This window comes from Pseudarthrobacter sp. P1 (genome assembly GCF_050156935.1).
Lineage (GTDB): Bacteria > Actinomycetota > Actinomycetes > Actinomycetales > Micrococcaceae > Specibacter.
The window spans coordinates 764607-787760 of sequence record NZ_CP189584.1 but is presented as its reverse complement, the minus strand read 5'-3'; the positions used below and the strand labels follow the sequence as shown (position 1 = coordinate 787760).

The 23154-nt window shown below is 68.3% G+C and carries 17 protein-coding genes and 1 pseudogene; 9 read left to right on the top strand and 9 right to left on the bottom strand.

Features of this window, described 5'->3' with window-relative positions; translation table 11 throughout:
- The first annotated feature begins 8 nt into the window (after positions 1 to 8).
- The 3 genes from ACQCSX_RS03570 to ACQCSX_RS03560 all read left to right on the top strand — a co-directional run bounded on the left by ACQCSX_RS03570 (position 9) and on the right by ACQCSX_RS03560 (position 4428).
- Positions 9 to 2546, top strand: coding sequence for a DEAD/DEAH box helicase (locus ACQCSX_RS03570; RefSeq protein WP_427017706.1), 2538 nt, complete (start codon positions 9 to 11; stop codon positions 2544 to 2546).
- A gap of 83 nt (positions 2547 to 2629) precedes the next feature.
- Positions 2630 to 3136 (top strand): N-acetyltransferase family protein, encoded by a 507-nt coding sequence (locus tag ACQCSX_RS03565; RefSeq protein ID WP_427017705.1) that lies wholly within the window; start codon positions 2630 to 2632, stop codon positions 3134 to 3136.
- Entirely contained in the window at positions 3136 to 4428 is a 1293-nt protein-coding gene (locus ACQCSX_RS03560) for an alpha/beta fold hydrolase (protein ID WP_427017704.1), read from the top strand. The genes ACQCSX_RS03565 and ACQCSX_RS03560 overlap by 1 nt, the downstream gene beginning before the upstream one ends.
- A gap of 210 nt (positions 4429 to 4638) precedes the next feature.
- Here ACQCSX_RS03560 and ACQCSX_RS03555 read toward each other — a convergent pair whose 3' ends face one another.
- Together ACQCSX_RS03555 and uvrB are read right to left on the bottom strand one after the other, a co-directional pair.
- Positions 4639 to 5673 (bottom strand): TerC family protein, encoded by a 1035-nt coding sequence (locus ACQCSX_RS03555; RefSeq protein WP_427017703.1) that lies wholly within the window; start codon positions 5671 to 5673, stop codon positions 4639 to 4641.
- Between the two features lie 152 nt (positions 5674 to 5825).
- Positions 5826 to 7907, bottom strand: a complete 2082-nt coding sequence (gene uvrB, locus ACQCSX_RS03550; protein ID WP_427017702.1) for an excinuclease ABC subunit UvrB — start codon at positions 7905 to 7907, stop codon at positions 5826 to 5828.
- A gap of 156 nt (positions 7908 to 8063) precedes the next feature.
- Here uvrB and ACQCSX_RS03545 point away from each other — a divergent pair, with 156 nt between their 5' ends.
- Positions 8064 to 8531 (top strand): DUF4190 domain-containing protein, encoded by a 468-nt coding sequence (locus tag ACQCSX_RS03545; RefSeq protein ID WP_427017701.1) that lies wholly within the window; start codon positions 8064 to 8066, stop codon positions 8529 to 8531.
- Positions 8532 to 8650: 119 nt separating this feature from the next.
- On the opposite strand, the gene coaE is transcribed toward ACQCSX_RS03545, so the two are convergent.
- A complete protein-coding gene (gene coaE, locus ACQCSX_RS03540; protein WP_427017700.1) occupies positions 8651 to 9634 on the bottom strand; it encodes a dephospho-CoA kinase in 984 nt (327 codons plus the stop codon).
- 22 nt (positions 9635 to 9656) lie between these two features.
- On the opposite strand from coaE, the gene ACQCSX_RS03535 reads away from it, so the two are divergent.
- On the top strand, positions 9657 to 10352 hold the full coding sequence (locus ACQCSX_RS03535) for an IMPACT family protein (protein ID WP_427017699.1): 696 nt from the start codon (positions 9657 to 9659) through the stop codon (positions 10350 to 10352).
- 132 nt (positions 10353 to 10484) lie between these two features.
- Here ACQCSX_RS03535 and rpsA read toward each other — a convergent pair whose 3' ends face one another.
- On the bottom strand, positions 10485 to 11960 hold the full coding sequence (rpsA, locus tag ACQCSX_RS03530) for a 30S ribosomal protein S1 (protein ID WP_427017698.1): 1476 nt from the start codon (positions 11958 to 11960) through the stop codon (positions 10485 to 10487).
- Positions 11961 to 12263: 303 nt separating this feature from the next.
- Here rpsA and ACQCSX_RS03525 point away from each other — a divergent pair, with 303 nt between their 5' ends.
- Positions 12264 to 14486, top strand: coding sequence for an elongation factor G-like protein EF-G2 (locus tag ACQCSX_RS03525; protein ID WP_427017697.1), 2223 nt, complete (start codon positions 12264 to 12266; stop codon positions 14484 to 14486).
- 39 nt (positions 14487 to 14525) lie between these two features.
- Here ACQCSX_RS03525 and ACQCSX_RS03520 read toward each other — a convergent pair whose 3' ends face one another.
- The gene (locus tag ACQCSX_RS03520) at positions 14526 to 15839 is read right to left on the bottom strand and encodes a GNAT family N-acetyltransferase (protein ID WP_427017696.1); all 1314 of its coding nucleotides are present in this window, start codon (positions 15837 to 15839) and stop codon (positions 14526 to 14528) included.
- Between the two features lie 66 nt (positions 15840 to 15905).
- Between ACQCSX_RS03520 and ACQCSX_RS03515 the strand changes: the two genes are divergently transcribed.
- Complete coding sequence (locus tag ACQCSX_RS03515; protein WP_427017695.1) at positions 15906 to 16655, top strand: ABC transporter permease; 750 nt, start codon at positions 15906 to 15908, stop codon at positions 16653 to 16655.
- Positions 16656 to 16854: 199 nt separating this feature from the next.
- Here ACQCSX_RS03515 and polA read toward each other — a convergent pair whose 3' ends face one another.
- Positions 16855 to 19491 (bottom strand): DNA polymerase I, encoded by a 2637-nt coding sequence (gene polA / locus ACQCSX_RS03510; protein WP_427018959.1) that lies wholly within the window; start codon positions 19489 to 19491, stop codon positions 16855 to 16857.
- 109 nt (positions 19492 to 19600) lie between these two features.
- Between polA and ACQCSX_RS03505 the strand changes: the two genes are divergently transcribed.
- Positions 19601 to 20059, top strand: coding sequence for a hotdog fold thioesterase (locus ACQCSX_RS03505; protein WP_427017694.1), 459 nt, complete (start codon positions 19601 to 19603; stop codon positions 20057 to 20059).
- Entirely contained in the window at positions 20060 to 20638 is a 579-nt protein-coding gene (locus tag ACQCSX_RS03500) for an adenylate kinase (RefSeq protein ID WP_427017693.1), read from the top strand.
- Here the strand turns inward: ACQCSX_RS03500 and ACQCSX_RS03495 are convergent.
- The 3 genes and pseudogenes from ACQCSX_RS03495 to ACQCSX_RS03485 form a co-directional block, all read right to left on the bottom strand.
- A complete protein-coding gene (locus ACQCSX_RS03495; protein ID WP_427017692.1) occupies positions 20610 to 21170 on the bottom strand; it encodes a dihydrofolate reductase family protein in 561 nt (186 codons plus the stop codon). The two genes, ACQCSX_RS03500 and ACQCSX_RS03495, sit on opposite strands and share 29 nt — an antisense overlap.
- 64 nt (positions 21171 to 21234) lie before the next feature.
- Positions 21235 to 21456, bottom strand: coding sequence for a hypothetical protein (locus tag ACQCSX_RS03490; RefSeq protein ID WP_427017691.1), 222 nt, complete (start codon positions 21454 to 21456; stop codon positions 21235 to 21237).
- Between the two features lie 422 nt (positions 21457 to 21878).
- Positions 21879 to 23072: pseudogene (locus ACQCSX_RS03485) on the bottom strand (inorganic phosphate transporter); the annotation flags it as partial.
- Between the last annotated feature and the right edge of the window lie 82 nt (positions 23073 to 23154).

Here is a 23154-nt window from a genome sequence, read left to right as displayed (position 1 = left end):
GATTCATCATGAATCTTGCCGATCAGCTCCCCCCTCGTACCGCCGGAACACCGGATCCCGACACCGTCTTTGACGCGTTCATGGAATGGACGGACTCCCGCGGCATCGAGCTCTACCCGGCCCAGGAAGAGGCCGCGATGGAGCTGGTGGAGGGCAACAACGTGATCCTCTCCACGCCCACCGGCTCGGGAAAGTCGCTGGTGGCCATCGTTGCGCACTTCAACGCCATGGCCCACGGCGCCACCAGCTACTACACCGCGCCGATCAAGGCCCTGGTCTCGGAGAAGTTCTTCGCCCTGTGCGACATCTTCGGCGCCTCGAACGTGGGCATGATCACCGGCGATTCCGCCGTCAACCAGGACGCCCCGATCATCTGCTGCACCGCGGAGATCCTGGCGAACATCGCGCTGCGCGAGGGTGAGGCGGCCGACGTCGGCGTCGTCATCATGGACGAGTTCCACTACTACTCGGACCCGCAGCGCGGCTGGGCCTGGCAGGTGCCGCTGCTGGAGCTGCCGCAGTCGCAGTTCCTGCTGATGAGCGCCACCCTGGGGGACGTGAGCAGCTTTGAGAAGGACCTCACGACGCTGACCAACCGCGTCACCACCACCGTCGCCAACGCCGAGCGCCCCATCCCGCTGCACTACTACTACGTCCAGACCGGCGTCCACGAGCAGCTCGAGGAGCTCCTGGCCACCAAGCAGGTGCCCGTCTACGTGGTGCACTTCAGCCAGGCCGAGGCCATCGACCGGGCCCAGAACCTGATGAGCATCAATGTCTGCACCCGCGAGGAGAAGGACAAGATCGGCGAGCTCATTGCCGGCTTCCGCTTCTCCGCCGGCTTCGGCAAGACGCTCAACCGCCTCGTGCGGCACGGCATCGGCGTGCACCACGCCGGCATGCTGCCCAAGTACCGCCGCCTGGTGGAGCAGCTGGCCCAAGCCGGGCTGCTGAAGGTCATCTGCGGCACGGACACGCTGGGCGTGGGCATCAACGTGCCCATCCGCACCGTGCTGCTGACCGCCCTGAGCAAGTACGACGGCGTGCGCACGCGCGTGCTGCAGGTGCGCGAGTTCCAGCAGATTGCCGGCCGCGCGGGCCGGGCCGGGTACGACACCGCCGGCACGGTGGTGGTCCAGGCCCCCGAGCACGTGGTGGAGAATGCCAAGGCGATGGCCAAGGCCCAGGCAAAGTTCGGCGACGACGCCAAGAAGCTGCGCCAGGTGGTGAAGAAGAAGCCGCCGGAGGGCTTTGTCAGCTGGGGCGAGCCCACCTTCAAGCGGCTGGGCGAGTCCGTGCCCGAGCCGCTGACGTCCAGCTTCACCATCACGCACGCCATGCTGCTGAACCTGCTGGAGCGTCCGGGCGATCCCTTCCATGCCGCCCGCCGGCTGCTCACCGCCAACCACGAGTCCCGCCCGGCCCAGCTTCGGCTGATGCGCAAATCGCTGGGCATCTACCGCGAACTGTTGGGTGCCGGCATCGTGGAGCGCATTCCCGAGGAGGAGCGCACCGAGGACGGCCGCACGGTCCGGCTCACGGTGCACCTGCAGATGAACTTTGCGCTCAACCAGCCGCTCTCCCCCTTTGCGCTGGCGGCCCAGGATCTGCTCGATCCCGAGTCCCCCAGCTATGCCCTGGACACCGTCTCGGTCATCGAATCCACGCTGGAGAAGCCGCGGCAGATCCTCTCCGCCCAGCTCAAGCGCGCCCGCACCGAGGCAGTGGCCGCGATGAAGGCCGAGGGGATGGAGTACGACGCGCGGATGGCCGCCCTGGACGAGGTCACCTACGCCCAGCCGCTGGCCGGGATGCTCTTTGAGGCCTTTGAGGTCTACCGCAAGGCAGCCCCGTGGGTGGGCGACTTCGAGCTCAGCCCCAAGTCGATCGTGCGGGACATGTACGAGCGCGCGATGAACTTCGGCGAGTTTGTCCAGTTCTACTCGCTGGCCCGCTCCGAGGGCATCGTGCTGCGCTACCTGGCCGACGCCTACAAGGCGCTGAGCCAGACGGTCCCCCAGGATGCCCTGGTCGAGGACCTGGCGGACATCATCGCCTGGCTGGGCGAGCTGGTCCGCCAGGTGGATTCCTCCCTGCTGGACGAGTGGGAGGAGCTCGCCAACGGCGGCACCCTCCATGCCCCGGAGGCCGAGATCACCCCGCCCGCCCCGCCGCGCCTGACGGGCAACGAGCGCGCCTTCCGCGTGATGGTCCGCAACGAGCTCTTCCGCCGCGTGGAGCTGGCCGCCGACGACGACATCGATGGCCTGGGCGAGCTCGACGCCGACGCCGGCTGGGATGCCAAGCGTTGGGGCGACGCCCTGGACGACTACTGGGACGAGCACGAGTTCATCAACGACGGCCCGTCCGCCCGCGGGCCTGCGCTGCTGCAGATCACCACCGGCCCCACCGAGTGGACCGTCCGCCAGATTATCGACGATCCCGCCGGGAACCACGACTGGGCCATCACCGCCACGGTGGACCTGGAGGCCTCCGACGAGGCCGGCGCCGCCGTCGTCCGGCTGGCCGGTTTCAGCAGGCTCTAGCCGCAGCGGGCCACGGAGCGGCACCGGCACGGCACCGGTGCCCGGGATTCAGCCCGGGCGCCGGTTTTCGATAGGCTCGACCCATGAGTCTTGTCCGCACCGCCGTGCCCTCCGACGTCCCCCACATCCTGGCGATGATCCATGATCTTGCCATCTACGAAAAAGAACCGGACGCGGTCAAAAACACCGAGGACATGCTCACCCGCAGCCTTTTCGGGGACAGCCCGCAGGTCTTTGCCCATGTGGTGGAGGGCGACGGCGATGGGCCGGACATCGTGGGCTACGCGCTCTGGTTCCTGAACTACTCCACCTGGGAGGGCACCCACGGGATCTACCTGGAGGACCTCTACGTCCGCCCGGAGGCACGCGGCGGCGGCTACGGCAAGGCCCTGCTGCGGTCCCTGGCCGAGATTGCGGTGGAGCGCGGCTATGCCCGGGTGGAGTGGAGCGTGCTTGACTGGAACGAGCCTTCCATCAACTTCTACCGGAGCCTGGGCGCGGGCCCGATGGACGGCTGGTCCACGTTCCGTCTGGACGGCGAGGCGCTGGGCCGCTTCGGTGCCACCGGCGACGAGACCCCGGCCCTCTGATGGCGCTCTCGTCCTCCGCGTCCTATGAACTGCGCGGCATGCGCCTGCGCGACCACCGGATCCAGGTGCCTCTGGACCCTGCCGCCCCCGGCGGCGAACAGATCACCGTCTTTGCCCGCGAGATTGCCGACGCCGCCATCCCCGCCTCCGCGGAACTGCCCTGGCTGCTGTACCTGCAGGGCGGACCGGGCGGGCGCGGCATCCGGCCGTTGGCCCTCGGCGGCTGGCTCAAGGAAGCCACGGCCAGCTTCCGGGTGCTGATGCTGGACCAGCGCGGCACCGGATTGTCCACCCCGGCGTCCCGGCAGTCGCTGGCGCTCCGCGGGGACGCCGCCGCGCAGGCCGAATACCTCTCCCGCTTCCGCGCCGATGCCATCGTGGCCGACGCCGAGGCACTGCGCCGCGAACTGGCCGGCGGCCCGTGGAGCATCTACGGGCAGAGCTTTGGCGGTTTCTGTGCCCTGACCTATCTGTCGCAGGCACCGGAGGGCCTGCGCGAGGTGCTGGTCACCGGCGGTCTCGCTCCGCTGTCGGGCAGCGCGGACCGCGTCTACCGCGGCACCTTTGGCCGGGTCCGGGCGCGCAACGCCGAGTACTTTGGCTGGTATCCGCAGGACCGTGCGATCGTCACGCGCATCATCGAGCACCTGCGCGGCGTAGACGAGCGGCTGCCCACCGGGGAACGACTGACCCCCGAGCGCTTCCAGATGGTGGGCAACTTCCTGGGCGGCAACACCCGGGTGGATGGGCTGCACTATTTGCTGGAGGACGCCTTCGAGCCCACCCCGGCCGGTGAGCGGCTCTCGGACGCCTTCCTGGAGCAGGTGGCCGGCCAGGTCAGCCGGGCCGCCAACCCGCTCTACGCGGTCCTGCACGAGTCCATCTACGCCCAGGACGGGGCCACCGCGTGGTCCGCCTGGCGGATGCTGGCCGAGAACCCGGACTTTGCCCCGGACGCCCCCGAGCCGTTGCTCACGGGCGAGATGGTCTACCCCTGGTACTTCGACCAGGATCCGGCGCTGCGCCCGCTCAAGGAGGTGGCGGAGCTGCTGGCCGCCCGGACCGGGTGGCCGGCCCTGTACGACGTCGGCAGGCTGGCCCGGAACACCGTGCCGGTGGCGGCCGCCGTGTACAGCGACGACATCTACGTGGACCGCGACCTGTCCCTGGAGACGGCGGCGGCGGTGGCCGGGCTGCAGGTCTGGGAGACCGACGAGTTCCACCACGACGGGATCACCGACGACGGCGAGGCCATCTTCGCGCGCCTGCTCTCCATGGTGCGCGGCACCTAGGACCGACCGCGGCCTGTCGCTGGTCGAGCGAGGGGCCACGCCCGCAGGTCCCTGGCCGAGCGCAGCGAGGTTAGGGGGCGGGTGGGGAGCGAGACCCCGCCGGTTCCGCTGGTCGAGCGTAGCCGAAACCACCTAGACCGTGGCCGGACACAGAACGGCGGGCCCCACCGGAATTGGTGGGCCCCGCCGTCGTCAGTCTAGGTGCAGCAGCTAGTGGCTGGTGCTGTCCGCGTTCTCCTCGGCGTCGGCGGCCAGGCGTGCATCGATCTTGGCCTGCTTGCCTGCCGGGCTGAGGAGGGAGGCCCCCACGGCCACCACGATGGTGCCGACGATGACAGCCAGCGAGACAAACGTCGGAATCTCCGGAGCCCACTCGATGTGGTGTCCACCGTTGATGAACGGGATCTCGTTGACGTGCATGGCGTGGAAGATCAGCTTCACACCGATGAAGGCCAGGATGATCGAGAGCGCGTGCTTGAGGTACACCAGCTGGTTCATCAGACCGCCCAGCAGGAAGTACAGCTGGCGCAGGCCCATCAGGGCGAAGATATTGGCGGTGAAGACGATGAACGCGCTCTGCGTCAGACCGAAGATGGCCGGGATGGAGTCGACGGCGAAGAGCAGGTCGGTGACACCGATGGTGACGAACACGATGAGCATCGGGGTGAACAGTCGCTTGCCATCCACCACAGTGCGCAGCTTGGTGCCGTCGTAGTTCTCGCTCATCGGCAGCACCTTGCGGAGCTTGGCGATCAGCGGGTTTTCGGCGCCCTCTTCCTCGTCGCCGCCGTCGTCCTTGGCCTGCTTGTAGGCGGTCCAGAGCAGGAACACACCGAAGATGTAGAAGACCCAGCTGAACTGCTCGATCACGATGGCGCCCAGCAGGATGAAGATGCCGCGCAGGATGAGCGCAATCACGATGCCCACCATCAGCACGCCCTGCTGGAGCTTCCTGGGGACCATAAAGCGGGCCATGATGATGATGAAGACAAAGAGGTTGTCGATGCTCAGGCTGTATTCGGTCACCCAGCCGGCGACGAACTGGCCGCCGTGTTCCGGACCGGCGAAGACGAACATCATCCCGGCGAACACCAGGGCGAGGGCTACGTAGAAGCCGACCCAGAGGCCGGATTCCTTCATGGAGGGGATGTGCGGGCGCTTGAGCACCATCAGGAGGTCGGCCAGCAGAATCAGGCCGAGGACGGCAAAGGAGCCGATTTCAAACAACAAGGGTAGGGTGGGCACGTAGGAACCTTTCACAGGGTACAGCGGATCGGCATAAGTCTCTCCGCTGCCTGGAACAGACAGCCGCTATACCCGGCAGGGCGTCTTTGCCCTACGTGTTGACGGAAATAGCGTTTGGGATACTCCCCTACGTTCCTTAAGTCTATCCCATCTCAGGCGTGCCCGGCCGCCTGCATCTGCCGCAGTTCCTTTTTCAGGTCCCCCACCTCGTCGCGCAGCCGGGCCGCCAGCTCGAAGTGCAGCTCGGCCGCGGCTCCGTGCATCTGCTCCGTCAGGCTGGCGATCAGCCCCACCAGGTCCTCCGCGGGTGCGGCAGCGAGCCCGTCATGGCGGACGACGGCGGGGCCCTTGACCTTGCCGCGGATGCGTCCGGTGGACTCGAGCAGCTCCTTGGTGTCCGCGTCCTCGCGGGCCAGGGTGTCGGTGATGTCGGCGATCTTCTTGCGCAGCGGCTGCGGATCGACACCGTTGTCCAGGTTGTACTGGACCTGGATCTCGCGGCGGCGGTTGGTTTCGTCGATGGCCCGCTCCATGGAATCGGTGATCCGGTCCGCATACATGTGGACTTGGCCGGAGACGTTGCGGGCGGCGCGGCCGATGGTCTGGATCAGCGAGGTGGACGAGCGCAGGAAGCCCTCCTTGTCGGCGTCGAGGATGCTCACCAGCGACACCTCGGGCAGGTCCAGGCCCTCGCGGAGCAGGTTGATGCCCACCAGGACGTCGAAGACGCCCATTCGCAGCTCGCGCAGCAGCTCCACGCGGCGCAGGGTGTCCACATCGGAGTGCAGGTACTGGACCTTGATGCCGTGGCCCAGCAGGTAGTCGGTGAGGTCCTCGGCCATCCGTTTGGTCAGCGTGGTGACCAGGATGCGCTCATCCTTCTCCACCCGGGTGCGGATCTCCCCCAGCAGGTCGTCGATCTGGCCCTTGGTGGGCTTGACGATGATCTCCGGGTCGATCAGGCCGGTGGGGCGGATGATCTGCTGGACGTAGCCATCGGCCTTGCCGAGCTCGTATTTGCCGGGGGTGGCGGACAGGTACACTGTTTGGCCCACGCGCTCCAGAAACTCATCCCATTTCAGCGGCCGGTTGTCCATCGCCGACGGCAGCCGGAAGCCGTGGTCCACCAGGGTCCGCTTGCGGGACATGTCCCCCTCGTACATGGCGCCGATCTGCGGCACCGTCACGTGGGACTCGTCGATCACCAGCAGGAAATCGTCGGGGAAGTAGTCGATCAGGCAGTGCGGGGCGGTGCCCGGGCCGCGTCCGTCAATGTGCCGGGAGTAGTTCTCGATGCCGTTGCAGAAGCCCATCTGCTGCATCATTTCCAGATCATAGGTGGTGCGCATGCGCAGCCGCTGGGCCTCCAGCAGCTTGTTCTGGCCCTCCAGGTCCTTCAGCCGCGCGGCGAGCTCGTCCTCGATCCGAGTGATGGCACGGCCCATCCGTTCTGGCCCCGCCACGTAGTGCGAGGCGGGGAAGACGTACATTTCCGTCTCCTCCCGGATGACCTCCCCGGTGAGCGGGTGCAGGGTGTAGATCTTTTCGATCTCGTCCCCGAAGAATTCAATCCGCAGCGCCTGCTCCTCGTACATCGGGATGATCTCCACGGTGTCACCGCGCACGCGGAAGGTGCCGCGGTGGAAGTCGATGTCGTTGCGTGCGTACTGCATGCTGACGAACTTGCGCAGCAGGTCGTCCCGGTTCATCTGGGCACCCCGGGACAGCGTCACCATGCCTGCCACATACTCCTCCGGCGTGCCCAGGCCGTAGATGCAGGAAACGGTGGCGACCACAATGACATCGCGGCGGGTCAGCAGGGCGTTGGTGGCCGAGTGCCGCAGCCGCTCCACCTCCTCATTGACCGAGGAATCCTTCTCGATGAAGGTGTCCGTCTGGGGCACATAGGCCTCGGGCTGGTAGTAGTCGTAGTAGGACACGAAGTACTCCACCGCATTGTTGGGCATCAGCTCGCGGAACTCGTTGGCCAGCTGGGCGGCAAGGGTCTTGTTCTGGACCAGCACCAGCGTGGGGCGCTGGACGCGCTCGATCAGCCACGCCGTCGTCGCCGATTTGCCCGTTCCGGTGGCGCCCAGCAGGACGATGTCCTTCTCACCGTTGCCGATGCGTTCGGTGAGCTCCTCGATGGCTGCCGGCTGGTCGCCGGCCGGTTGGAATTCGCTGATGACCTCGAACGGGGCGACGACGCGGTTGATTTCCTGGGCAAGACTCATAGTCCAACGCTACCGCGTGCCGGTGACACAGATAAGAGTGTTCGCTGCGGGCCGTGGGAGGCCGCCGCGCCAAATTCCGCGCGACGGAATGGCGCCGTGCAAGAATGATGTCGCGATCACCGCGCACCCATCACGCCCACCATGAATGAGGACCCCATGAGCGAGAACAATCCGGAACAGCAGTCCGCACCGGGCCCTTACCAGCCGCCGGCCTACCAGCAGCCCCCCGCCTTCCAGCCACCCGCCCCGGGCAGCTACCCCTCCGAGCAGCCGTTCGCTGCCGGTTATCCGGTGCGCCAGGCCTACCCCGGCGGCTACCCGATGGCCCCCGCCCAGGATCCGGGCAAGACGATGGGCATCATTGCCCTGGTGCTCCCGTTTGTTGGCTTCGGCCTCGTCGGCCTGATCCTTGGACTCGTCGCGATGTCCAAGTCCAAGAAGGCCGGGTTCAAGAACACCCCGGCATTGATCGGCGTCATCGTCAGCATCCTCGCCATCATTGCCACGATCATCATTGGCATCTTCATCGGCATTGGCGTCAACCAGGTGCTTGAGATCTGCCGGGAGCTTGGCCCGGGCGTCCAGGAGTACAAGGGCACAACCATCACCTGCCCCGCGCTGTAGGCGTTCGCGCCAGCGCACATCCATGCAGTGGTGGGCCGGTCCTCCCCGGGGGCCGGCCCACCGGCGTTAAGCCGGCGGGCCGGCCTCAGCCAGTGCCCCGCTGCCACTCTGGTTGCCCTTCAGTGTGCCTGTGGGGCCCCGGTCCGAAGTACGACGGCGGCCGGGGCGCCGGGGTCCGCGGAGCAGAACCTGCGGACGCCGGTTGCCCCTGCGCCGGTTTCAGGATCCCGGCACCGCGGGAATCCGGAGGCGGGCAGCAGCTCCCCCAGTGCCGCGGCCTGGGCCGCGCCGCCCACCAGGACATCCAGGGCAAGCCCGCCGGGCACCGTGGCGGAGCGTTCAATGCCCAGCACCAGGTCCTTGCCCGCATGCCGGATCCGGGCGGCCAGCCGCCCGGCCAGGCGGTCCAGGACGGGTTCAGGCTCAGGCCGGCCATCGGTGCCCGGCCCGGCCTGACAGGAGCTAGGCGTGCAGGACCAGGCCGCGCACGAGCCATCGCGCAGATTTGCCGCAAAGGGCACCAACCGGTCCCGCCACAGGGCCTCCACCTGGGCCAGCGCCTCGGCGGGGCTGGTGCTGTTGTCGATCACGACGTCGGCCGCAGCCAGCCGCTGCGCGCGCGTGGCCTGGGCCGCCATCCGGGACCGCGCGTCGGCCTCGGGCATGCCGCGGTGGGCCTGCATCCGCGCCAGCTGCAGCTCCTCGGGCGCGTCGACCACCACCACCAGATGGAACGCGGCGCCCTGCCCGGTCTCCACCAGCAGCGGAATGTCCTGCACCACCACCTGCCCCGGTGCCGCAGCGGCGGCCAGCCGGGCCGCCTCGGCGCGAACCAGCGGGTGGGTGATGGCGTTCAGGGCCTTCAGCCGGTCCGGGTCGCCGAAGACCAGGGCGCCCAGCGCCGGACGGTCCAGGGCGCCGTCGGACGCCAGAATGCCTGGGCCAAACTCCCGCACCACGGCCGCCAGCCCGGGCGTCCCCGGTTCGACGACGGCGCGGGCCAGGGCGTCGGCGTCGATCACCACGGCACCGAGTTTGCGGAACCGGGCGGAGACCAAGGATTTGCCGGACGCGATGCCGCCGGTGAGGCCAAGGGAAAGCATGCCTCCAGACTAAACTGGACCGGTGGATGCGACCGAGAATGAAACCCCCAGCACGGCCACCGGCTACACCACACTGGCCGCCGGGGGCGATTTCCGGCACGAGCTGAGCATCAAGCGGTCGCGGTTCATCACTGTGCTCCGGCGGGTGGAGGACGAGGCGGCCGCCCGTGCGCTGGTTGCGGAGCTGCGCAGGGAGTTCTATGACGCCCGGCACCACTGCACCGCCTTTGTGCTGGGGCCGGACCAGTCCGTCCAGCGCTCCAACGACGACGGCGAGCCCTCCGGCACAGCCGGAATCCCCATGCTGGAGGCTCTCACCAAGCACCGAACCGCCGACGGCACCGCGCTGAGCGACATCTCCGCCGTCGTCGTCAGATACTTTGGCGGCATCCTGCTCGGGGCCGGCGGACTGGTCCGGGCCTACTCGGAGTCCGTCTCGGCCGCACTGGATGCGGCTCCGTTGGTGGCGCGCCGGCGGCTGGGGCTGTTCACCGTCTCGCTCCCCCACGCGGCGGCCGCCCGGCTGGAAAACGATCTCCGCAGCGCCGGCTACGCCATGACCGGCAACGGCTACGACGCCGCACAGACTCACATTGGGATCGCCCTGCCCGACGAGCCCGCCACCATCGAGGCCGCACGCCAGCGGCTTGCCTCGCTCACGGCCGGCGCGGCCGGACTGGAACCGGCCGGCACCGATTGGGTGGACCTGCCGGGCTGACAGGGCCGGGCGCGGGAGGTCTCGGCTTCGCTCGACCAACGGGTCTTGGCTGCGCTCAATCACCGGGAGGGGTTAACGCAAAGGCGGGCCCCTGCTTGCGCAGGGACCCGCCTCGTGGTGTTGCTGTGGAAACTAGTTTCCGGTCAGCTTCTCGCGCAGAGCGGCGAGGGCCTCGTCGGAAGCCAGCGTGCCTGCACCTGCGTCGGACACGGCCGGCTCGGAGGAGTAGGACGTCGAAGCAGACTCGCTGTCGCCACCGGTGGCAGCTGCGATGTCCTCGGCAGCGTGCTGGGCAACCTGCTTCTTGTGGGACTCCCAGCGAGCCTGGGCGTCAGCGTACTGCTGCTCCCAGGTTGCGCGCTGGGTCTCGTAGCCCTCAAGCCACTCGTTGGACTCCGGGTCGAAGCCCTCCGGGTACTTGTAGTTGCCCTCTTCGTCGTACTCTGCGGCCATGCCGTACAGAGCCGGGTCGAACTCGGTGCCTTCGGCGTCGACGCCCTCGTTGGCCTGCTTGAGGGACAGCGAGATGCGGCGGCGTTCGAGGTCGATGTCGATGACCTTGACGAAGAGCTCGTCGCCAACGGAGACAACCTGCTCGGCCAGCTCCACGTGGCGCACGGCCAGCTCGGAGATGTGAACCAGGCCCTCGATGCCGTCTTCGACGCGAACGAACGCACCGAACGGAACCAGCTTGGTGACCTTACCGGGGACAACCTGGCCCAGCGCGTGAGTGCGGGCGAAGGTCTGCCACGGGTCTTCCTGCGTAGCCTTGAGCGAGAGCGATACACGCTCGCGGTCCAGATCCACTTCGAGAACCTCGACGGTGACTTCCTGGCCAACTTCGACAACCTCGGACGGGTGGTCGATGTGCTTCCAGGACAGCTCGGAAACGTGAACCAGACCGTCCACGCCGCCCAGGTCCACGAAGGCACCGAAGTTGACGATGGAGGACACAACGCCGGGACGAACCTGGCCCTTTTCCAGCTTGTTGAGGAACGTGGAGCGAACCTCGGACTGGGTCTGCTCCAGCCAGGCACGGCGGGACAGAACCACGTTGTTGCGGTTCTTGTCCAGCTCGATGATCTTGGCTTCGATCTTCTGGCCGATGTACGGAGCCAGATCGCGGACGCGGCGCATCTCCACGAGGGAGGCGGGCAGGAAGCCGCGCAGACCGATGTCGAGGATAAGACCACCCTTGACAACCTCGATGACGGTACCGGTAACGACACCATCCTCTTCCTTGACCTTCTCGATGTCGCCCCAGGCACGCTCGTACTGAGCGCGCTTCTTGGAGAGAATCAGGCGGCCTTCTTTGTCTTCCTTGGTGAGCACCAGGGCTTCGACCTGATCGCCAACGGAGACAACGTCTCCGGGATCAACATCGTGCTTGATGGAGAGCTCGCGGGAGGGGATGACACCTTCGGTCTTGTAACCGATGTCGAGCAGAACTTCGTCGCGGTCAACCTTGACAACAACACCTTCGACGAGGTCGCCGTCGTTGAAGTACTTGATGGTTGCGTCTACGGCTGCGAGGAAGTCTTCAGCAGTACCAATGTCGTTGATGGCGACTACGGGGGTACCGGTCTTCTCGGGGGTCGTGATGGTCATGTAGTAGGGGCTCCGATGTGGATAGTTGGATTCGCAGGCACGCGTGGACCATGCAGTTGCCGGTCCGCCGGGCCTGAATTATGGGTAGAACATGGATGCATGCGGCCAGATGCCCGGTTTGTGGCCGAAGAATCTGCGCACTACACGCCCGTTTAGTCTAGTAGGTTCCCGCAATGAAGGCAAAAGCCTGCCGCCGGGCGGGTCCCGGCGGCAGGCCCTTGCCGTCCGGCCGCCTCAGGGTGTCGAATCTGATGTAAACGAGTCTCGAGCGCGGGTAGCTGGACACGACGCCAGGAGGTACACATGTCGGTGAAAGGCACGAGTGGTCCAGCGAAGGGTCCGGGACGGGGCGCCGCCGATCCCCAACTGTTCGACACGCCAGCCGCCAGGCGGACCGACACGCCTGCCGACAGGCCCGGGATGATCCGCAATGTCGCCCTGGTTGGCCATTCCGGCGCCGGAAAGACAACGCTGGTGGAGGCATTGCTCGCCGCCACCGGCGCCATCTCGCGCCGCGGCTCGATCGAGGACGGGACGACGGTCAGCGATTCGGATCCGTCAGCCATCCACCAGCAACGCTCCGTCTCGCTCTCCGTGGTGCCGTTGCTTCTGGACGGCGTCAAGGTGAACCTGCTCGATACACCGGGCTACCCCGATTTCACCGGAGAGTTGCGCGCCGGGCTGCGCGCGGCCGATGCGGTGTTGTTCGTGGTGTCGGCCGTTGAGGGCCCTGCTGTGGGGACGGCCGCCCTGTGGGGCGAATGCGAACGGCTCGGCATGCCGCGGGCGGTGGTGCTGAGCCGGCTCGACCATCCGCGGGCGGACTACGACGGCGTCGTCGCCGCCTGCCAACAGGCCTTTGGCGGCCAGGTGGTGCCGATCTACCAACCCGTGCGGACCGGCGGGGCCATCACCGGATGGCTCGGGCTGCTGTCGGGGACAGTGTCGGAGTACGCCGCGGGCGATCCCCGTCCCACCATCCGGGACGCCAACGCCGCCGAACGTGCCGCATCCGAGAACGGGCGCGGTGTGCTCATCGAGGGGATCATTGCCGAGACCGAGGACGAGGCGTTGATGGACCGCTACCTCGGCGGCGAGGAGATCGCCCCGGACATCCTGGCCGGCGCCCTCGCGACCGCCGTCGCGCGGGGATCCTTCTTTCCCTTGCTGGGCGCCTCGTCCGAGACCGGTGCCGGGCTTGCCGAAGTGCTCGCGGTGCTGGAGCATTCCCTCCCGTCCCCGGTGGGGCGCGGCCTGCCGGCCGTGACGGATCTTGCCGGCACGCCGGCCGGGCCGCTGGCCTGTGATCCCGCCGGACCGCTCGTCGGGGAGGTGGTGCGCACCACCATCGACGCGTTCCTTGGCCGCATTGCCCTGGTGCGCGTCTTCTCGGGCACGCTGCGCGAGGATTCGGCGGTGCATGTGAGCGGGCGCGGTTTGTCCGCCCGGGGCCACCAGGACCACGACAGCGACGAACGGCTCACCCACCTGCACTCCCCGCTGGGTTCAACCCTGCGGCCGGTGCCCTACAGCGTGGCCGGAGACATCTGCGCGCTCACCAAGGTGGCAAGCGCGGAGACCGGCGACACCGTCTCCGCCAAGGAGGCTCCCCTGCTGATCGACCCGTGGGAAATGCCCGAGCCGCTGCTGCCCGTTGCCATCGAAGCGGCCTCGCGCAACGATGAAGACGCCCTGGCCAAGAGCCTGGGGAAGCTGACGGCCGGCGACCCGGCGCTGCGGGTGGAACGCAACGCCGAAACCCACCAACTGATCCTGTGGTGCATGGGGGAAGCGCACGCCGAGGTGGTCCTGGACAGGCTGCGCAACCAGGGCGTGAAGCTGTCCACTGTCGAGGTCGTGACACCGTTGCGCGAGACGTTCGCCGCCCCGGCCACCGGCCATGGACGCTACGTCAAACAGTCCGGGGGCCATGGCCAATTTGCCGTGTGCGACATCGAAGTCGAACCCCTCGGCCGCGGTGCGGGGTTCCAGTTCGTGGACAGGATTGTCGGCGGGGTGATCCCCGGAGCATTCATTACCTCGGTGGAGAAGGGCGTCCGGGCGCAAATGCACAAGGGCGTGTCGGCGGGATTCCCGGTCGTGGACATCCGGGTGACGCTCGTCGGCGGCAAGACCCACAGCGTCGACTCGTCGGATGCCGCCTTCCAGGCCGCCGGGGCGCTGGCCTTGCGCGAAGCGGCGGCAGCCGGCCGCATCCAGCTGCTTGAACCCGTCGCGGCGGTAGCCATCAGCGTCCCGGCCGACTGCGTGGGCGCGGTGATGAGCGATCTCTCCGCCCGCCGCGGGCGCCTGACCGGAACGCTGGCGGCCGGCGGGGACAGCACCGAAATCAGTGCCGAGGTTCCGGAGGAGGAGCTGCTGCGCTACGCCATCGAACTGCATGCGCTGACCGCCGGCGCAGGCCGCTTCCGCCGCAGCTATCTGCGGCACGAACCGGTGCCGCCCAACGCGACCCCCGCAGCCGTGGACCCGCGGTACCGGGCCGCCCACGCCGCGGAGTCCTGAGGTCCCGCGGCCCGGCGGCTCCCCTGGACGTGGGCCAGGCTAGAAAGTGGCCAGGCTGTGCGCGCGGACGGGGCTGGCGAACAAGGCGTCGCAGCGGGCCGCGGCACCGGGCACCAATTCGCTGATGCGGCCGGCGGCAGCCAGCGTCCGGGCGCTGACCCCGCCCAGATACATGGCCGACAGCTCGGCGATGCCCACTTCGGCGTCGGCAGGGGCTTCGGGGCCCAGCTCGGCCACTGTCGCGCTGCCGCCGGACGCCTCGATCCGGAAGGTGCCCCCGGCGTGCCCCAGCGGGTCCACCACGGCCAGGACGACGGCGGCGTCGCTGAAGTAGCGCCGTCCTGCCAGCGCCGCCGGTGTGTCGAGGATGCGCAGCCACAGGTGGTCCGAGATGCGGGTGCGCCTGTAGCCGCGGTTGTGGGTCAGGGCCCATTCCAGCGCATCCTCCAGCGGGGCATCGTGCCAGACGACGCGCTGGACCAGGTCCAGCGAGCCCAGATAGTTCCACAGAGCCAGGTAGGCCTCCTCCGTGGTGGCCAGCAGATCCACCACTTCCACCGTGTGCGGGGTGGTGTCCCAGCCCTTGAACCGGTAGGTGGCGTAGCCGTCCGCCGAGCCGTCGGGCCCGTAGTGCAGCGCGGCCCGCACCGACTTGTCCCGTTCCGGCTTGGCGTAGCTCCAATAGCCGCTGGAGGACAGGCGGTAGGCATCCTGGCGTCCGATGGAGCCAAAGGTCGCGGCGTGGATCCGCTCGAACAGCACCGGCTCCAGCTCCTGCACCACCACGGGATCGGCCAGTTCCACGGTGCCGTGCGCGGCGGCCGCCGGGACCTGGAAGCCGAAGGTGGGGCCGGCGTCGACCTCCACGCTGGCATGGTGGGTGGCGGGGGCGAAGCCAAACCGGCCGTAGATGGTGGCCTCCGAGGCCGTCAGGGCGGCCATCGGCAGGCCATCGTCCTTGGCCTGCTGCAGGTCGGCGGTGATCATGGCGCGCAGCAGGCCGCGGCGGCGGTGGCTGGTGCGCACCGTGACGGCGGTGATCATGTGCACGGGCAGCGGCGCCGCGGCGCCGGTATTCAGCGTCTTGCGGTGTGCGGCATAGGTGGCCACCGGGTACTCGGCGTCCAGGGCGCCCGCCGGGACGGTGTCCACGTACACGCCGGTGGCCACGCGGCCGTCGCGGGCATCGCAGGCAAGGATCGTGTCGATGGCCTCCGGGGACATTTCACGGTCAAGGAAGCCCGCACCCACGGCCTGCATCCATTTGGCCAGGGCGGGACCGGCCGGGCTGGTCACAGGGAAGGATCGGAGGTTGTAGGAGTGGGGACCGGAAGAGAAGGTGTGCTCGCTCACGGTGCCAGCCTAACCGACACAGTCCGGAGCGCGGCCCCGGCCCCGCGGGCGTGGGAGCATGGCCAGGTGGAAGGTTCAACGCTGCTCAATACGGGCCCCGCCAGCTGGCTGGTGCTGGCCGGGCTGTTGGCTGCTGCGTCGGCCATGTGGCGGCTGGCGCTGCACCGCCGGATGGGCGAAATGCTGCTGGCCGGCGCCCGCGCCCTGGTGCAGCTGGCCGTGGTGGCGGTGGTCATTGCCGCTGTGAGCCCCTATCCGGGCCTGGCCCTGGGGTTTGTGGGCGTCATGTTTGCCGTGGCCGTGTGGACGGCCGGACACCGGGTGGCGCCGAAGGGGCGGTGGTGGATGGCAGCGGTGCCGATCGCCGCCGGCACGCTGCCCGTGGCGGGCACCATGTTCCTGTCCGGCGTCCTGCCGCTGCAATCACTGGCGCTGATCGCCGTGGTTGGCCAGCAGATCGGCGGGGCGATGGCCACCACCACGCTGGCCGGGCGGCGCATTGCCGACGAGCTCTCCGGCCGCCGCGGCGAGGTGGAGGCCGCCGTCGCCCTAGGCTTCCAGTGGCCGGCTGCGCGCCGGCTGGTGGCCCGCCACGTGGCCGGCGAGGCGGTGCTGCCGGGGCTGGACCAGACCCGCACGGCCGGGCTGGTGACACTGCCGGGAGCCTTCGTCGGCATGATCCTCGGTGGGGCGGCCCCGATCGACGCCGGCATCATCCAGCTGCTGGTGCTGATCTCCTTGCTGGCCGTGAACACGACGGCGGCGTGGGTGGCCTTCCAGCTGGCCGCCCACGCCGGGTGGGACAAGCGAGCCTAGGCCGTCGGGGATCGAGCGTGCCGGGACCCGGGTGGTGCGCGGACGGATCTCCGCGCGGCCGGATCTCGACAGACTCGATCACCGAAAGTCCCCGGTGGCCGACCGGGGCCCACAGCCGCGAGGGACTCGCGGCGAGCCTGCGAGCCGTGGGAGCGGCTGGGGACGAGGAACGGGCGTGTGGAGACCCGTTGCGCCGGCGTCAGTGGCCGGCGTCGTGCCAGCTGGAACCGGCACCCACCTGGACGTCCAACGGGACGGACAGGTCCGCGGCGCCGCCCATCTGGGCCACCACCAGGGCCTCGACGGCGTCGCGCTCCCCCGGTGCCACCTCGATCACCAATTCATCGTGGACCTGCAGCAGCATGCGCGACTTCAGCCCCTGGGCAGCCAGTTCGCGCGCCACGCCCAGCATCGCGTGCTTGATGATGTCGGCGGCGGAGCCCTGGATGGGCGAGTTCAGCGCCACCCGTTCGGCCAGCTCACGCAGCTGGCGGTCCGTGCTGGAGAGGTCCGGCAGGTAGCGGCGTCGGCCGTCGATAGTGGACGTGAACCCATCCACCCGGGCCTGGTCCACCACGCTGCGCAGGTAGTCCCGGACGCCGCCGAACCTGTCGAAGTAGTCCTTCATCAGTGTCCGGGCCTCGTCCACGGAGATTTCCAGCTGCTTGGACAGGCCGAAGCTGGTCAGGCCATAGGCCAGGCCGTAGGACATGGCCTTCACCTTGGAGCGCATGGCACTGGTGACCTCTGCGGGGGCCACGTTGAAGATGTGCGAGCCCACGTAGCGGTGCAGGTCCTCGCCCTCGGCGTAGGCCTTGATCAGCCCGGCGTCGTTGGACAGGTGCGCCATGATGCGCATTTCGATCTGCGAGTAGTCGGCGGAGAGCAGGCATTCGTAGCCCTCGCTGACCACAAAGACGTTGCGGACCCGGCGGCCCTCCTCGGAGCGGATCGGGATGTTCTGCAAGTTGGGGTTGTTGGAGGAGATGCGGCCCGTTGCTGCCACGTTCTGCGCGTAGGTGGTGTGGATGCGGCCGTCGTCGGCCACGGCCTTCTTCAGCGTCTCCACCATCTGCTTCAGCTTGGAGGCCTCGCGGTGGGCCATCAGCTGGGCCAGGAACTCGTGCCCGGTCTTCTCCAGCAGCGTCTTGAGCGACTCGGCATCGGTGGAGAAGCCGGTCTTGATCTTCTTGGTCTTCGGCAGGGCCAGTTCCTCGAAGAGCACCGTCTGCAATTGCTTGGGCGAACCGAGGTTGACCTCATGGCCAATGGCGGCAAAGGCCGCGGCCTGCGCCGCTTCCATGGCGGCGGTGAAGTCCGCCAGCAGGGTCGCCAGACGCTCGGCCGAGACGGCGATGCCCGTCAGTTCCATCTGGGCCAGGACCCGCGCCAGCGGCAGCTCCATGCCGGTGAGCAGGGCGGCGGCGCCGCGTTCCAGCAGTTGCGGGGCAAAATTCTCGCTTAGCAGCAGGGCAACGTAGCCCTTCTGCACGGCGTCGCGGGCACCCGCCTCGTTCTCCAGGCCCAGCTCCAGCTGTCCGGCCGTGGCCGAGTCAGCGGCGGAGAAGGTGACCTTCAGGTGCACCTGGCTGAGGTCCTCGAGTTCGTAGCTGCGGCGGTCCGGCTGGATCAGGTAGCCGGAGATCGAGGTGTCATCCACCACGCCGTCGAGCACCAGCCCACGGGCGTGCAGGGCCTTGATGGCCTCCTTGTACTCGTGCACCACCTTCGGGGCCGAGGCGTCGGCCAGCCACGCACCAAGGGCCGCATCCAGGGCGGCATCGGCGGTTTCAAGATCAACGACGACGGCGCTGTCGGGGCGGACGAGGGCCACGCCGACGGCGGCGGTCAGCAGGCCGGCCGGCACGCTCATGACCTGCACGGCGGTCTTGGCGCCGGCCTTGCCCGCGGCGAGCCATTTTTGCAGCCCGGCGGCGGTGTCCACACTGCGGTGCTCGGGCACCTGGTGGCCCTCGCCGTCGTCGGCCACCTCCTCCTCGCCAAAGAGGTCGTAGAGGCGCTTGCGCAGCGTGTTGAACTGCAGGGCGTCGAAGAGCTCCTCGATCTTTTCCCGGTCCGGGTGCTGGAGCTCCATCTCCGCCAGCGGCACCGGCAGCTCAAGGTCGCGCAGCAGGTGGTTCAGGTGGCGGTTGCGCTTGACCGAATCCACGTGCTCGCGCAGGGAATCGCCCACCTTGCCGCCGATGGCGTCGATGTTTTCCAGGATGCCATCCAGTCCGCCGTAGAGGGTGATCCACTTGGCGGCCGTCTTGGGCCCGACGCCGGGGACGCCCGGCAGGTTGTCGGCGCTCTCCCCCACCAGGGCGGCCAGGTCCGAGTAGCGGTTCGGCGGGACCAGGTACTTGGCCTCCACGGCCGCCGCATCCATCGGCGGAATGTCGGAGATGCCCTTCTTGGGGTAGAGCACCAGCACCTTGTCGGTGATCAGCTGGAAGGCATCGCGGTCGCCGGAGACCACCAAAACATCCCAGCCGGCGGCCTCGCCCTGCACGGAGAGGGTGGCGATGATGTCATCGGCCTCGTAGCCGTCCATCGAGATGGTGGGGATGCGCATGGCATCCATGACCTTGGTGATCAGGTCGATCTGCCCGTAGAACTCCTCGGGCGTCTTGTTCCGCCCGCCCTTGTACTCGGTGTATTCCAGCGATCGGAAGGTGGGGGTGTCCAGGTCGAAGGCGACGGCGACGTGCGTAGGCTTCTGCTGGCGGATCATGGTCAGCAGCATGGAGGTGAATCCGTGCACGGCGTTGGTGTGCTGGCCGGAGTCGGTGGCAAAGTTCTCCGGCGGCAGGGCGTAGAAGGCACGGAACGCCATCGAATGGCCATCAATGACCAGCAGCCGCTTGCCGTCCCCGGCGGCGGAGGCGGGGGTGGTTTTGGGGGCCGTTTTGGTAGATTCACTCACAGGTGCCAGCCTAGTTGGCATGAGCGAGATTTACACACCCACAGACCATCTGGCCGAACTCACCGAGGCCGGCGTGCCCGAGGAGATGCATGCCTGGCTTGCCGAGTGGGGCATCGGTGCCCTGGTGGTGAAAATGGGCATCAAATTCCTGGAAATGAGCGCCGAACGGATGGTGGCGACCATGCCGGTGGAGGGCAACACCCAGGTGGCAGGTATCCTGCACGGCGGCGCCCACGTGGTGCTGGCTGAGACCTTGGGCTCATTTGCCGCGGGCATCCACGCCGGACCCAAGCGCCAGGCGCTGGGCATCGAGGTGGGGGCCACCCACCACCGCGCCGTCGCCAGCGGCCTCGTCACTGGCACCTGCACCGCCATCCACTTGGGCCGGACACTCACAACCCATGAGATCGTCATGACCGACGACGCCGGACGGCGCCTCTCCACCGCGCGGATCACCAACCTCATCCGCGAAGCGTAAATGGCTGCCGGCACGCCTGCACCCCTGCCGGGTGGGGTGCAGCGGATCCTGATCCAGGGCGTGACCGGGTCGGGGAAATCCACGCTGGCCGCGATGCTTGCCGGCACCCTGGGCCTGCCCTGCCACCTGGCCGACGAGGAAGTGGGCTGGCTGCCCGGTTGGACCAACCGCCCGGTGGCGCAGCAGCGGGAGCTGGCCGCGGCACTGGTGGCACAGCCGGGCTGGGCCCTGGACGGCGCCTACAGCCCCTGGTGGGATCTGGTGGTGCCGCGCGCCCAGGTGGTGGTCTGCCTTGACTACCCGCGCCTGACCTCGTTGCGGCGGCTGCTGGTGCGCAGCATCCGCCGGGCCGCGACCCGGGAGCCCGTCTGCAATGGCAACACCGAGTCCATCAGGATCCTGTTCAGCGGCGAATCCATCATCGCCTGGCATTCCCACTCCTTTGCGCGCAAACGCGCGGCCATGCGCGCCCTTGCTGCGGCACCGGGCGCCGCCCACGTGGTCCTGCTGCGCAGCCCGCGCCACACGCGGGCCTGGCTTTCCGGCCTGGCTAGGTCCTGCGCGCCAGAACGTACCTGAGCTCGACGACGCCGCCGCCGGGGACGCGCGATTCCTTAAGCACCAGCGGCCCCACCGCCGCCGTGATGGGCAGCAGCGGGCGCCCGGCACCGAGCACTATGGGCATGATGCTCAGCAGGAGCTCGTCCAGCAAACCGGCGTCCAGGAACTGCGCGGCGAGGGAGCCGCCGCCCACCATCCAGACATTGGCGCCGCCTGCGGCCGCCAGGGCCGCCGAGTGGACGGGGGCGACGTCGCCTGCCACAAAGGTGATGTCCGCGCCGTCGAACACCGGCAGCTGTGCGTGCGTGAACACCCAGGTGGGCGTGCCGGTGTACGGCCAGCCATCCAGAACACCGCGGGCATGTTCGTTGAGCAGGAAGCGGTAGGTCTGCGCCCCCATGATGATGGCCCCCACACGGGCCAGAAAGGTGGTGTAGGCCTCCTCCTGGCCGTCGAAGCCGTTGAACGCCATCAGCCAGTCAAGGCCGCCGTCGGCATCGGCAATGAAGCCGTCGATCGATGAAGCTACAAAGTACTGGGTCCTCGCCATGGCCACAGCTTAAACGAAGGGTCCGACACCATCAGGTGCCGGACCCTTCGTGCGCCCTGTGGCCTTAGTGGAAGAACGGGACGATCAGGTAGATGCCGTAGAGCACTGCCGCTGCGCACACGGCGAAGCAGGCCACGGCACCGCTCCTGGCGGTGCGGTGGGCGGAGGTTCCGGCGTCGGCGCTGACGGCCCACAGCCGCACACCGAGGGAGTACATGCCAACCACGACGACGGCGCCCACCAGGGTGGCGATGGCGACGGTGGCAAAGGCGGCCCAGTTGATCATGCGATGTCCTCGTTCTCTGTCTGGACCTTGGTGCCCGTGGTGGTGCCCGTGGCAGCACCGGCCGGCTTCTCGGCTGCCGTGGTGGTGCCGGCGGCGGCTGCCGTGCCGGTGGCGGGGGCCGTGGATGCGGGTTCCGCCACCTTGGCCGCGTGGACCCTGGTGGCAGGCTCCTTGGCCGCGTGGACCCTGGTGGGGGCCTTGGCAGCCACCTTGGCACGCTGGGCCTTGCTGGGACCGGACTTCCCGGCGCTGGCCTTGCCCCCGGCCCGGGCGGCATCGGCGGCCGCGTTGATGGCGATCAGGGCCTCGGTGTCGGCACGCTCCACCGCGGCCAGGGCCTGGGCGCGGATGAGGGCCAGTGCCTCGGCCTTGGCGGCAGCCTTAGCCGCCGCCTTCTCGGCCAGTCGGGCCTTGGCGGCCAGCCGCTCACGCTCCTTCTTGGAGGGGATGTGCACGGCCTCGCCCACGGCGTCGACCTCACTGACGGCGTTGTGGTGGTCAACCGTCTCGCGCTGGGAGAGGAAGAAAATGAACAGAATGCCGGCCAGGCCCAGCACCACGGAGATCCACAGGCCGGTGTCGCCGAGGCCGTGTTCCTTGCTGGCCATCCAGGCGGCGAGGCCACCGACGACGGCGGCGGCCGGCAGGGTGAACAGCCAGCCCAGACCGATCTTGCCGATGGCGCCCCAGCGGACGGTGGAGCCGGTGCGGCCCAGGCCCGAGCCCACCACGGAGCCGGAGGCGACGTGGGTGGTGGAGAGGGCGAAACCCAGGTGCGAGGAGGCCAGGATGGCCGCGGCGGTGCTGGTCTCGGCGGCAAAACCCTGGGCGGGCTTGACGTCCGTCAGGCCGCTGCCGAGGGTGCGGATGATGCGCCAACCGCCGGCGTAGGTGCCACCGGCGATGGCGATGGCGCAGGCGGCGATGACCCAGATTTCCGGGCCCGTTCCGGTGGTCTGCAGGCCACTGGAGATGAGCACGAGAGTGATCACACCCATCGTCTTCTGCGCATCGTTGGTGCCGTGGGCCAGGGCCACGAGCGAGGAGGAGAAGATCTGGCCGTAGCGGAAGCCGCCGCGCTTTTGGACCAGCTTGTCGCCGGAATCCGGGTCCGTGCGGCGGGTGAGGCCGTAGGCCAGTTTGGTGCACAGGTACGCCACGCCACCGGCAATCGCGGGCGCCAGCAGTGCCGGCAGGATCACCTTGGACATCACCACTGTGAAGTTGACGGCGTCGAGGCTCCAGGTGCCCACGATGGCGGCACCGATCAGGCCGCCGAACAGGGCGTGGGAGGAGCTGGAGGGCAGGCCCAACAGCCAGGTGAACAGGTTCCAGAGCACGGCGCCCATGAGGCCGGCGAAGATCATTTCGGGGGTGATGGACACCCCGCCGTCGCCCTCGCGGATGATGCCGCCGGAGATGGTCTTGGCCACCTCGGTGGACAGGAAGGCGCCCACGAGGTTGAGCACGGCGGCCAGGGCCACTGCGGTTTTGGGCTTGATGGCGCCGGTCGCGATGGGGGTCGCCATCGCATTCGCCGTGTCGTGAAAGCCATTCGTGAAGTCGAAAAAGAGAGCCAGCGCTATGACTAGCACGACCATGAAGGTGAGATCCACCCGCGATCCAATCTAAAGAGGGCAAATGCGGACTTCACAAAAGTTTAGTGGTTAATCGCCTCCGGTTCGACACGGCGCCGGC

Coding starts and splice junctions, on each gene's coding strand:
- ACQCSX_RS03570 (WP_427017706.1), top strand. CDS start 9: ATGAATCTTGCCGATCAGCTCCCCCCTCGTACCGCCGGAACACCGGAT.
- ACQCSX_RS03565 (WP_427017705.1), top strand. CDS start 2,630: ATGAGTCTTGTCCGCACCGCCGTGCCCTCCGACGTCCCCCACATCCTG.
- ACQCSX_RS03560 (WP_427017704.1), top strand. CDS start 3,136: ATGGCGCTCTCGTCCTCCGCGTCCTATGAACTGCGCGGCATGCGCCTG.
- uvrB (WP_427017702.1), bottom strand. CDS start 7,907: ATGAGTCTTGCCCAGGAAATCAACCGCGTCGTCGCCCCGTTCGAGGTC.
- ACQCSX_RS03545 (WP_427017701.1), top strand. CDS start 8,064: ATGAGCGAGAACAATCCGGAACAGCAGTCCGCACCGGGCCCTTACCAG.
- coaE (WP_427017700.1), bottom strand. CDS start 9,634: ATGCTTTCCCTTGGCCTCACCGGCGGCATCGCGTCCGGCAAATCCTTG.
- rpsA (WP_427017698.1), bottom strand. CDS start 11,960: ATGACCATCACGACCCCCGAGAAGACCGGTACCCCCGTAGTCGCCATC.
- ACQCSX_RS03525 (WP_427017697.1), top strand. CDS start 12,264: ATGTCGGTGAAAGGCACGAGTGGTCCAGCGAAGGGTCCGGGACGGGGC.
- polA (WP_427018959.1), bottom strand. CDS start 19,491: ATGGCGTTCCGTGCCTTCTACGCCCTGCCGCCGGAGAACTTTGCCACC.
- ACQCSX_RS03505 (WP_427017694.1), top strand. CDS start 19,601: ATGAGCGAGATTTACACACCCACAGACCATCTGGCCGAACTCACCGAG.
- ACQCSX_RS03500 (WP_427017693.1), top strand. CDS start 20,060: ATGGCTGCCGGCACGCCTGCACCCCTGCCGGGTGGGGTGCAGCGGATC.
- ACQCSX_RS03495 (WP_427017692.1), bottom strand. CDS start 21,170: ATGGCGAGGACCCAGTACTTTGTAGCTTCATCGATCGACGGCTTCATT.
- ACQCSX_RS03490 (WP_427017691.1), bottom strand. CDS start 21,456: ATGATCAACTGGGCCGCCTTTGCCACCGTCGCCATCGCCACCCTGGTG.